Here is a 10,185-nt window from a genome sequence, read left to right on the forward strand (position 1 = left end):
CCGTGAACATCGAGCGCCTCAGCACCCGATCAGTCGCCGAGGAAACCTCCCCGGCAAGACCCTCAACGGCCTTCCAGGACTTCCTAGACCAGCAGGGAATTCCCCGGTCGAAATCATGGCGAACCCTCGGAACCTGACCTCGACTACCAAGATCACCGACAGAGTCAAACGCGCCGTGGCGAGCCTGAAGACCTGGCGCATCCTGCATACCGACTACCGCAGACCCCTACAGACCTACAACGACACGCTCCACGCTGTGATCGGCCTGCACTGGTTCACCACGAGCCAGCGTTGTGCATAAGCCTCACTCCCACGCGCAGTTGGCCCGGCAGGATCCGAGCATCCGGGGGCGACAAGACGATGCGCGGGTCGGGGTGTGCAGTAACGCCGCTTAGCAACGGGACCTTGATGTCGCACGGTTTCCAGCGTGCCGGGGTTCGGTCGGCGACGTGCGAAATCTCTTCAGATCAACTGCCATTCCGGCAGTAGTTCCACACGTTGTGCTGTTCGTTGAACCCCTGCATGAACCAAGCGCCCTCGCTGGTGTTTCCTTGCTTTAGCGCGTAAGCATATTGCTGCCAGTCGTATGCCGTGTTGCGGATGTAGTCTTGCAGAGTGGTATCGCTCGTAGCGTTCGCTGCGTTCTCAGCGGCGCTGTAGAAGACGAGCCAGATAGTCGCGAGGGCGCTTGAGTTGCCGCCGACGCCCGCCGCCTCATTCGTGGCAGTACCGTAGGCCGACTGCTCCAGGCTGCACGCCGCCGCTGTAGGCGTCTTTGTGGGACTGGGGCTTTGAGTCGGCATCAGAAATGTGAGGTGCCGTGATGGCGTCGGCGAAGGGCTCGCCTGTGGGCTGTTCGACAAAACGCGTTGCAGTTGGCTGGCGTTTGCGATTCCGAAGAACGTCAGCAAGGCCACAATTGATCCTGCTATTGCTAACCACTTATTGAGGCTATCGCTGCCGCTTTCGGGACTTTCCCCCATTTTTGCCCCCTCAGACGGCGAGTCTTGGCTGCGATGCTGGCCGCAGTATAGCGAAGTCGCTCGATCGCGAGAGCCGATTCTCGGCTACCCCACATCTGAATCAAGATCGAGCTCTGCAGCGCACGCTTTTATCAATTCGAGTCATGGAGGCTTATGCGTTGTGTCCTGAGCGTGGAGGGAAGTGGCATGTAGGGGCTGCTTCGTGAAGCGGTGCTGCACGGATGATGAAGGTTGTGGCCCTTCGGCGTCGCCCTGCGGAGGGGGATGTCAAACCGCCTCATGCTGCGTTGGCTGAAGACCGTCGTGGTGAACGATGAGGAAAAGGCGCCGTTCACGGTGTCAGGTGGGGACCGGGAAGGCGAGCGCGAGCGAATCGTTGCTGACGTGTCGTAACCCTCTTAGATGACATCAAAACCGGGGTGTTGCATAGATCCCGGGATGAGCCTGGCGGGTGTCCGCTGATTGGCCAGGCGGTGTCCGGCATGCAGACGACGCGAGCCCGGTCTGCGGCTTTCGTGCGGAACAGGAGAAGGCGCGTCCCGACACCGCGCATCCTTCGGGGTGGGCGAGAGGGAGTGTCCCGAGCGGTGACCCCGTAAGGGATTGAGTACCGTCGCGGGGCGTGCCGGCGGACCGGCCCGTAGTAGTGGTGAAACCCCTGTAACGGGGGTGGAGCGAAGGGGCCGGGTCATTCGTGGCTGGTTCGTTCGATCAACCGGAAGTGCTCCGGGAGGAGTCGCGTGGACGAGTTGAAAGCACCGGGCAAGCCGTTCGAGATCTCGAAGCGGGCTGTCTGGGAGGCGTGGGAGAAGGTCGAGGCGAATAAGGGCGCGCCCGGGGTGGACGGGGTGTCGGTCGAGGAGTTCGGGTCCGATCTGCAGGGCAACCTGTACAAGATCTGGAATCGGCTCTCCTCCGGCACGTACTTCCCGCCGCCGGTGCGCGCGGTGCAGATTCCCAAAACCTCGCCGGGAGGCGGGGTGAGGATGTTGGGGGTGCCTTCGGTCGGGGACCGCGTGGCGCAGACGGTGGTGGCCAGGGCACTGGAGGAACGGGCGGAAGCGCTCTTCCATCCGGACTCCCACGGCTACCGCCCGAAACGCTGCGCGCTCGACGCGGTGGCCGCCTGCCGACGGCGCTGCTGGAAGAGCGACTGGGTGATCGATCTGGACATCGAGAAGTTCTTCGACAGCGTGCCGTGGGATCTGGTGGTCAAGGCCGTGGAGGCGAACACCGACCTGCCGTGGGTGGTGCTGTACGTCAAGCGGTGGCTTGAGGCCCCGCTGGCACTGCCGGACGGAACCCTGCAACAGCGGGAGCGCGGGACCCCGCAGGGCTCAGCGGTTTCCCCCGTCCTGGCCAATCTGTTTCTCCATTACGCGTTTGATGCGTGGATGGTCCGGGAGTTCCCCGGCGTCGCCTTCGAGCGCTACGTGGACGACGCGGTCGTGCACTGCGTCAGCGAAGCTCAGGCACGTCACGTGCTTGCGGCGCTCGGGGAGCGGATGAACGGGGTCGGGCTGCGGCTGCACCCGGGGAAAACCAGGATCGTGTACTGCCGGGACGGACAACGGCGTGCTTCGTACGAGCACACCGCGTTCACGTTCCTCGGCTACACGTTCCGGGCCCGCGCGGCGCGCAACAGGAACGGGAGGATGTTCACCTCGTTCCTGCCCGCGATCAGCAAGGACGCCTTGAACCAACTCGGCAGTCGGGTGCGGTCCTGGGCGCTGCACAGGCGTACCGGGCACACCGAGGCAGATCTGGCCCGCCGGATCAATCCGATCGTGCGGGGCTGGATGAACTACTTTGGTGCGTTCTACCGTTCGGCGCTCTACGGCCTCCTAGGGCGGATCAACGCCTACCTACTGCGTTGGTCCCGCAACAAGCATCGAAAGCTCAGGGGACGCAAGAAGGCTCAGGAGGCGTGGAAACAGGCGGTCTTGCGCCGCCCCCGGTTCTTCGCCCACTGGGCCTGGGTAACCTCAGTGCCCATCGTCTGGTGACCAGGATGACAAGAGCCGTATGACTGGAGACAGTCACGTACGGATCTGTGAGGGCCGAGGGGTGAGATCCCCCTCGGCTACTCGGCGGGCGCTTTGCACGTGTGGTTCGACGCTGTTCAGCAGACCGGTGGGAGCGCCGCGGTGACCAGTCCGTACGCGGCGATGCAGCCGATGCCGGGCATGGATGCGGCGAGCATGTGCCCCAGCCAGGGCACGATGGGGCTGTTTGCCCCGTACGCCGGTGGGATGTTGGCCGCACACGCACTGGCCGCACTGGCTGCGGCGTGGTGGTTGCGGCGCGGCGAGGCTGCGCTTTTTGGCTTGGTTGGCCTACTCGGCGTGGTGCTGCACGGTGTCATGGCCGCTGTGCGGGTGGCGAGCGTTGTCCCGGCAGGCGCGGTCTGCTGCATGCCGCACGTGCCGTCCGCCGTCGGGGCTGTGTGGCTGCCGAAGTGGCTCAGTTTTCTGCGGTACGCGGTGGCCCGGCGCGGGCCGCCCCGGATGGGCATAGCGATGTAACCCCCGTTCCCGGGCGTCGAATGCTCGATCTGCGCATCTCGGCTCCCAGGAGGCTGCACGCGGTCTCGTCGTGTGCGTGCCCGCGTTTCCCCCTTGTGTTGGTGCGGTCCGTCGTCGGCCGTGCCCTCATCCGCGCCCCCGCGTCTGGAGTGTGTCTTTCCCGTGTTTTCGCTTCCTGCATCCCGCCGTACCCGGCTGCTGGCCGTGCCCGCCATCGCCGCCGCAGTCGTGACGCTGGCCGCGCTGCCTGCGTCCGCGCATGTGACCATCACCCCTGATACCGCAACCCAGGGCGGCGGGGACGTGCAGTTGACCTTCCGGGTGCCTAACGAGGAGTCGGGTGCCTCCACCACTCAGCTACAGGTTGCCTTCCCTACCGATCATCCGATCGCCTCCGTGCTCGTCGAGCCCATCCCGGGCTGGAGCGCGAAGGTCACCGACACCACTCTGGCCACCCCGATCCACACTGACGACGGAGACATCTCCCAGGTCGTCTCCCAGATCACCTGGAGCGGTGGGTCGATCGCACCGGGGCAGTACGGAGCGTTCACCGTGCTGCTCGGCCAATTGCCCTCGAACGCCAGCCAGGTGGTGTTCAAGGCGGTGCAGACCTACTCCAACGGCGATGTGGTGCGCTGGATCGACCTGGCCCAGCCCGGGCAGCCCGAACCCGACCACCCTGCTCCCGTGCTCGCCCTGACCAAGTCCACCGAAACTGCTGCGGTCGCGGCTACCACGGCTGCGGCCTCCAGCAGCGCCGCGACGCCCAAGGTCGCATCCACCAGCGACTCGACTGCGCGGTGCAGACGGTGTACGACGTGGCCGGGTTGACGATCGATCATTTCATCGAGATCGACATGTCCGGGGTGGTGACCATGTCCAATGCGCTGAGCGGCGTGCCGGTGTGCGTGACGAACAACGTCTACGACTCCTACTCGCACCTGAAGCTGCCCAAAGGGACCAGCGTGGTTCAGGGCGTGCAGGCCCTCGCCTGGCTGCGCACCCGGCATGCGTTCATCAACGAGGTCTACCGTGAGCAGGCGCAGCACATGTTCACGGCCGCGCTACTGCGCAAGCTCAAGGACAAAGCCCCGCTCGCCCACGTGAGCACGCTCGGTGGCTGACGCGGCGACCAAGGCGCTGACCGTGGACAGCGGCTTGAGCTCCGTGCTGGATCTGTTCAGCCTCAGCCAGGAGATCGGTAAGGTCCCCACCAGCCGCACCACGTTCCTGTCCGTGCCGACCGTGGACTACGCGGGCTCAAACCCGAACTGGAAGCAGCAGTTGCAGTTCGACCCGAACGCGGCTCCGGCCATGTTCGCCGCGCTTATGTCCGATACCCCGTATATCAAGTCCTCGCCCGCGACCGCGGCGGCCCACGCCTCCGTCACGCCGCCCGCCACCTCGCTCGCGCAGAATCCCGTACTGGTCAACAAGGCCGCGGTGCACGCGATGATCGGGAACGCGAGCGCGGTCAAGGGCTGGGCCGCGGCGGCTAAAAGCGCGCTGGAAGGCAGCGGGTTCAAGGGCTCACTGCTCAGTGTCGGCACCGCAGCTGCCACGACAAGCACCACTACGGTCTACTACCCTCCACCCGCGCCGATCGGCCGCCGCGGTCGCCGCCGCTTTGAGCATCCCGTCCTCGGCCATGCGACAGAACAGCAGCTACTCACAAGTGACGGTGGTCATCGGCACGGACTGGACCAGCAATACCACGTTCGGCGCGTCGGGCGGCCAGGGATCCACCACGGGCGACGGTTCCGGCGGCGTGACCCCCGCGCCCACGGCTGTGGCGTCGTCACCGCCGAGCAGTTCGCTGCTGACCAACGGCGATGATTCCAAGGCATGCATGCATGTACGTCCCGTAGCCGGAATGGTGACACGCGCCCGCAACACGTAGGTGACAGAGTGCGGCCGAGAGCGCCGCGTGTTGTTGACCGGGAAGCCGCCGGGATATCGACTCCTAAAGGCTTTGTTGGATCGTGGTGATTGTGCCGGTGGTGATCAGGATGAGCACGCCGACCGCGATGAACACCACGGGCACCAGATAGTCGGTAGCGCGCCCGAGCGCTGTAGTGAGCGGCGTGCGGTCCGCCAGCAGCGCCCCGGTGGCGCACCACAGGGCGATCATGACCAGGAACACGCCTGCGGCCAGCAGGGAGCCGGCCACGTGCAGGGCGCGGAACAGCGGCGTGAACACGCTGATGTTGTCGGCGCCGCCCGCCAGCGTGATGGCCGCGATCCTGGTCGCGGTGCTCGCCAGCGGGGCCCGGGATTCACGCTCGGCACCGCGCAGGCGCCACAGTTGCCACACGCCCAAGCCGACCGGGACTAGGCCGAGCAGCCCGACCCACCGGTCCGGCACGATCCGCAACCCGGCTGCCGCGGCCAGGGAGAGAGCGAGGATGACCGCGAACCCGGTGTACTGCCCGGCGACGATCGCGCGGGCGCGCGGCAGCCCGGTGGCGCGGCGCGCGATGAACAAGGCGCTGAGCACGACTAGGTCGTCGATGGTGGTGACGGCGAAGGCGAGCGCTGCGGTCGCCAGCAGGGACGCGCTCATCCGCCGTCCGGCAGTGTCGCCGTGTCGGTGCCGCAGGACGATGACGCGCTCACGTGGTCCGGCCCGCGTCGCTCAGCCCGCTGGCCTTGTTGACCTGCTCGATGGCGGCGGCCTCCTCGGGGGTACGGCGCTGGGCGCCCAAGCCGAAGAAGCCGCCCTCGGCGTTGGCGTCGGCCACGGCCGTGGCGATCTGTGCCAACAGCGTGCGGAACGCGTCCAGTTCCCCCGGCGCCTCACGCTCGACGATCGCGGCGGCCGAGCGGATCGTCTCCAGCGCGGGGCCCAGGTAATCGCGATAGCCGATGCCGGGCTCCAGGCCGGTGGCGAAGGTACTGGAGGCGGCCAGTTCGCGGATGAACCGCCGCGGATGGCTGATGCCGGTCTCCCGCAGCGTCTTGACCAGCGCGAAATACTCCTCGGCGTCCACCACGCCCACCGCGAGCCCCACCAGTAGCCCGCACGCCATCAGCGCCCGCTGCAACACCTGCCACTGCTCGGGGGTGAAGTGTTCCTCGCCCGGCCCGTGCTCCGCGCTGCGCGCATCCCGGATCACCTGGAAACCCGCCTCGGCCAGCAGCGCCGGCAGACGCCCCGCGGCCCGCACACGCCGTTCCCGGTGCTCGCCCGGCAACAGCGGCCAAGCCACCGGCCCACCCGCAACGCCAGCGCCCTGCCCGAGACCGGGCTCGGCAGCACCCAGCTCGCCGATCCACCGCTCGTACTCCAAGCGCGCCAACCGCTCCACTTCGTCCTCGCGCAAGGTGACGCTGAACGTCGCACCGACTGCCGGCACCATCAGGCAGCCGATCGCTGCCAGGCTCTCCCCGACCCACCACGCCTGGGCGCGGCGGCGGTCCCTGTCCTGTTGCGGCAGCTGATCCCAGAATGTTGATACGCCGCTGATGGCGACACCGTCAGCCTGCTGGTCGATCGCATGGACCACGTCGGCCTCGTGCAGAGCCCGCGCGAGCTGTTCGATCAGCTGAACGGTGGCGTACCCGGACAGGGCGTCGATGACGCGGTCCTGCGCAGTCAACCGCACCTCCATCCGCAGGCACTCGTGCAAGACCGCCTCGGCGTCCAGGAATGTCTGCTCGCTGCGCTGGTCCCCGGCACGGCCCAGCACGTCCTGCCCCACCATGATCACAATCATGAACAGTAGCTGGAACAGCGTCGAGAGAAACGACATGAACGCGAACGGATAGGGATCGAAACGCTGCACCCCCACCTGCGCCAACACGATCCACGCCACCTGGCTCGCCGCAGCCAGATAAAACGCCCACACGCTGCCCAGCCGCCCGGTCAGCCACGCCGCGAATCGACCATTGACCCCCACCGCCTGGCTAAAAGCCTGGGGAGGGTCGTGCACCCGATGCCGCTCGATCCAGGGGTGCGCGCTGGTCTCCAGCAAGCTAACCCCGCGGCTCAGCGCCCGATCCTGCCGGTCCAGGTGCGCCTGCAACCCTGCGATCCGCTCGAAAATTGCCTCAGCGCTCTCATACGTCTGCACCGCCCGCCGGTCCGCGGCCGCACCCAGCACCCGTTGACCAACCAGGATCACCAGGCACAACACCACCTGCACCACGTTGTCCAGAAACAACAGGAACGGAAACGGATACCCGTCCACCCGGTGCAACGGGCCCCACCAAGTCGCCAAAGCCATATACCCGGCCACCACGACCACGGTCACGTACAGTGCGGGCATCGAACCCGCCCACCGCGTCAACGCCGCCGCGATCGCACCATTCACCCCGACCCGCTCATCAGCGATCACCGCATGCTGCTGATGCGGCAGGTCAGCCGCGGCGCTGGCCCCGCTCACCCGTCCTCCTCACCACGCCCCACCAGGACAGGGACCAGATCCGGTCCTCAAAAATCGGCAACACAACATCCGAAACCGGTGGCGATCCTACAAGGGCACACACCACATCCGCTGAGCACCAACCTGCGTAAGGAACCACCAGCGAACAAACGCGCAAGAGACGACACCACCCCATCCGAACGGATCCCAACCGTCGGACCGTGCGCCCGCTAACCAGACTACTGCGATGAGCCACCCTGATCATCAAGAACCAGGCCACCGCCGGACACACCGAACTCGCGGTCACCGCGACAGGCGTCCGCTGAACCAGAATCCGTCCCGGCCAGGCCACAGCTGCGACAGACAGTCCTGGCCATCCAGGCCCGTACCTTGGCGTCAGTCGCTCACATCTTCGATAATCAGTGCTCATAAGTGCGAAAGTCGAGCCGAACACCCGGGCGAGAACGTGATCGGCCGGCGCAACGGATGTCCCAGCGCGCTGGGACTGACCGGGTCGATCGACCTGGTCTGTGTGCTGATGCGCACCAATTTCGCCCAGGACCAGGCCGCCTGCATCTTCGGAGTCTCCCAAGCCACCGCGTCCCGGCGTTGAGACCTTTTACGCGACGTACTCGCCGGTGCGCTGGCCACGCTGGTGCCCGCCGTGCACCAAGTGGTCGGGCGCGGCGGATCGCTGCTGGTTGACGGATTCCTGGCACCGACCTGGGACTGGAAACACGTAGACGGGATGTACTGCGATAAGCACGGCACGACGGGGTTCAACATCCAGGTCGCGGCCTCGATCGCCGGGCACTAGCCGCAGTCGGTGCGCCGGCGCCCGGCGCCCGGCACGACGCCTACGCCGTCGGAGCCTCTGGCCTGGTCGAGACGATCGCAGGCCACGACTGGGTTGGCGACAAGGGATATCAGGGCCATGCCACTATTCATCCGATCCGCAAACCGTCCGGAGCTGAGCTGACCGTGCACGACCAGCACTTCAACGCCTCCGTCGCCTCGGTCCGCGCCGCCGTCGAACGCGCCATCAGTCACCTGCAAAATTGGAAGATCCTGGTCAGCCGCTTCCGGCCACCACTGGAGAAGTTCCCGGCCACGCTCCGCGCCATCATCGGCCCGTACTCGCTGAAGTGGTCTTTTGAATAGATCCTGGAGATCTTCTGGCATCTGCTCAGCGATTCCCGAACACGCTACGCCGATCTGGGAACCGACTTCTACGACAAGCTGCACGATCCCGAACGCGAGATGCGAAAGGCCATCAGAACCCTCGAGCGCCAAGGACTGACCGTGCACCGGGAAGGAGCCGGCATCACGATCGCCGCCGCGGCATAACACGCGCCCGACCCGTCACCGATCCGCACCCCAGCGCCACCACTCAGAGATCAACAGGCCATGCCCACGCGCCCAAACCCAGCGTGGTTGAGTCCATTTTCCGGTGAGGCCTCCACGGCTCGCGAGACAGTCGCCAATCCACTGCTGAAGTTGAGATCCATCACACGTAGCTCGGTCAGCTCGCCCCATCGCAGTCCTGACTCGATGTCCGTTTCTACGAGCAACCGCAAACATGTCGCTGGGGAACTGTTGGTAGACGGCGTCGAACTGCGGGGCCGTGATGATGTGCCGCAGCTTGGTGCCAACGGTCGGGATCGCCACTCCCTTTCCTGCGTGCAGGAAGGTGATCTTGTCATTGAGGACTGTGGTGGAGATGGCGTCGATGACCACCTTGCACTTGGCGATCATGGGGGTTTCGCGCCTGTGGACTGCATCGCGGTCGCTCATGTCCGAACATCGCTGGGCGTGATCTTCGACATGCGCATGGTGGCGAACGCGGGCAGGATGTGCCGCTTGAGCTCATAGGTGTAGGATTGGCGAGTCGACAGTTCCATCACGTCGTTGGGCAGCCACGTGTCCAGCACGTAGCTTCCGAAGGTCTGTTTGCCGAGTCGGCGGTCGCCGATCTGGCCAAGTGTTTGTCGCTCCCCTTGGCGGATCGCCGCCTCGACCGCCTTCTCTTGTGTCTCGAAGCTGCCTGCCGAGCGCTTCTGGCCGTGCACGTCCAGGTAGATGCTGAGGAACTTCTCGTTGCCGTCTGTGCCTCTCCGCCTTCTCGCGAACGCTGTGATCTCAACGCCTCCATACTCCGTGCACCCCGCGGCCCACCCGACACCCGGGCGGGCCGAACGCGTTGTGACCGCCGGTCGGCCGACTGTCAACCCGCGGCTGTTATCCTCGTCGGCACGGGACCTGTCACAAACCGGCAGGCCGTCCGAACTCGATTGAGAGGGCCGGTTGCGATGA

13 protein-coding genes and 1 pseudogene are annotated in these 10,185 nt (G+C 65.8%); 9 read left to right on the forward strand and 5 right to left on the reverse strand.

The window, feature by feature from the left end; all coding sequences use genetic code 11:
• Positions 1-115 precede the first annotated feature (115 nt).
• Positions 116-301, forward strand: coding sequence for a hypothetical protein (locus VGS97_RS07950; RefSeq protein ID WP_326852613.1), 186 nt, complete (start codon positions 116-118; stop codon positions 299-301).
• A 166-nt stretch (positions 302-467) separates the two neighbouring features.
• On the opposite strand, the gene VGS97_RS07955 is transcribed toward VGS97_RS07950, so the two are convergent.
• Positions 468-917, reverse strand: coding sequence for a hypothetical protein (locus tag VGS97_RS07955; RefSeq protein ID WP_326852614.1), 450 nt, complete (start codon positions 915-917; stop codon positions 468-470).
• Positions 918-1,723: 806 nt separating this feature from the next.
• Here VGS97_RS07955 and ltrA point away from each other — a divergent pair.
• From ltrA to VGS97_RS07980, 5 genes are all read left to right on the forward strand, one after another.
• Complete coding sequence (ltrA, locus tag VGS97_RS07960; protein ID WP_326852615.1) at positions 1,724-2,989, forward strand: group II intron reverse transcriptase/maturase; 1,266 nt, start codon at positions 1,724-1,726, stop codon at positions 2,987-2,989.
• A gap of 141 nt (positions 2,990-3,130) precedes the next feature.
• Positions 3,131-3,508, forward strand: coding sequence for a hypothetical protein (locus VGS97_RS07965; protein ID WP_326852616.1), 378 nt, complete (start codon positions 3,131-3,133; stop codon positions 3,506-3,508).
• Positions 3,509-3,670: 162 nt separating this feature from the next.
• On the forward strand, positions 3,671-4,339 hold the full coding sequence (locus VGS97_RS07970) for a YcnI family protein (protein ID WP_326852617.1): 669 nt from the start codon (positions 3,671-3,673) through the stop codon (positions 4,337-4,339).
• Complete coding sequence (locus VGS97_RS07975) at positions 4,327-4,632, forward strand: LCP family protein (RefSeq protein ID WP_326852618.1); 306 nt, start codon at positions 4,327-4,329, stop codon at positions 4,630-4,632. The genes VGS97_RS07970 and VGS97_RS07975 overlap by 13 nt, the downstream gene beginning before the upstream one ends.
• Entirely contained in the window at positions 4,625-5,344 is a 720-nt protein-coding gene (locus VGS97_RS07980) for a hypothetical protein (protein ID WP_326852619.1), read from the forward strand. The genes VGS97_RS07975 and VGS97_RS07980 overlap by 8 nt, the downstream gene beginning before the upstream one ends.
• Positions 5,345-5,471: 127 nt before the next feature.
• Here the strand turns inward: VGS97_RS07980 and VGS97_RS07985 are convergent, their stop codons facing one another.
• Positions 5,472-6,071, reverse strand: a complete 600-nt coding sequence (locus VGS97_RS07985) for a cadmium resistance transporter (protein WP_326852620.1) — start codon at positions 6,069-6,071, stop codon at positions 5,472-5,474.
• A gap of 49 nt (positions 6,072-6,120) precedes the next feature.
• The gene (locus tag VGS97_RS07990) at positions 6,121-7,893 is read right to left on the reverse strand and encodes a DUF1003 domain-containing protein (protein ID WP_326852621.1); all 1,773 of its coding nucleotides are present in this window, start codon (positions 7,891-7,893) and stop codon (positions 6,121-6,123) included.
• Positions 7,894-8,338: 445 nt separating this feature from the next.
• Between VGS97_RS07990 and VGS97_RS07995 the strand changes: the two genes are divergently transcribed.
• From VGS97_RS07995 to VGS97_RS29785, 3 genes are all read left to right on the forward strand, one after another.
• Entirely contained in the window at positions 8,339-8,485 is a 147-nt protein-coding gene (locus tag VGS97_RS07995) for a hypothetical protein (protein WP_326852622.1), read from the forward strand.
• Positions 8,486-8,536: 51 nt separating this feature from the next.
• Positions 8,537-8,689: a hypothetical protein gene (locus VGS97_RS08000; RefSeq protein WP_326852623.1), complete on the forward strand. Its 153-nt coding sequence runs from the start codon at positions 8,537-8,539 to the stop codon at positions 8,687-8,689.
• 62 nt (positions 8,690-8,751) lie between these two features.
• Complete coding sequence (locus VGS97_RS29785) at positions 8,752-9,033, forward strand: transposase family protein (protein ID WP_414641664.1); 282 nt, start codon at positions 8,752-8,754, stop codon at positions 9,031-9,033.
• A gap of 201 nt (positions 9,034-9,234) precedes the next feature.
• Here VGS97_RS29785 and VGS97_RS08010 read toward each other — a convergent pair whose 3' ends face one another.
• Together VGS97_RS08010 and VGS97_RS08015 are read right to left on the reverse strand one after the other, a co-directional pair.
• Positions 9,235-9,666 carry a hypothetical protein gene (locus tag VGS97_RS08010; RefSeq protein WP_326852625.1) on the reverse strand — a complete coding sequence of 144 codons (432 nt, stop codon included), beginning with the start codon at positions 9,664-9,666 and terminating at the stop codon, positions 9,235-9,237.
• Positions 9,663-10,185, reverse strand: a pseudogene (locus tag VGS97_RS08015) (N-terminal phage integrase SAM-like domain-containing protein); the annotation flags it as partial. The gene VGS97_RS08010 and the pseudogene VGS97_RS08015, both read right to left, overlap by 4 nt.

Source organism: Actinocrinis sp. (assembly GCF_035946395.1).
Classification (GTDB): domain Bacteria; phylum Actinomycetota; class Actinomycetes; order Streptomycetales; family Catenulisporaceae; genus Actinocrinis.

What these genes read in the sequence shown, in the direction of transcription:
- VGS97_RS07950 (WP_326852613.1), top strand. Translation starts at nt 116, where the DNA reads ATGGCGAACCCTCGGAACCTGACCTCGACTACCAAGATCACCGACAGA.
- VGS97_RS07985 (WP_326852620.1), bottom strand. Translation starts at nt 6,071, where the DNA reads ATGAGCGCGTCCCTGCTGGCGACCGCAGCGCTCGCCTTCGCCGTCACC.
- VGS97_RS08010 (WP_326852625.1), bottom strand. Translation starts at nt 9,666, where the DNA reads ATGAGCGACCGCGATGCAGTCCACAGGCGCGAAACCCCCATGATCGCC.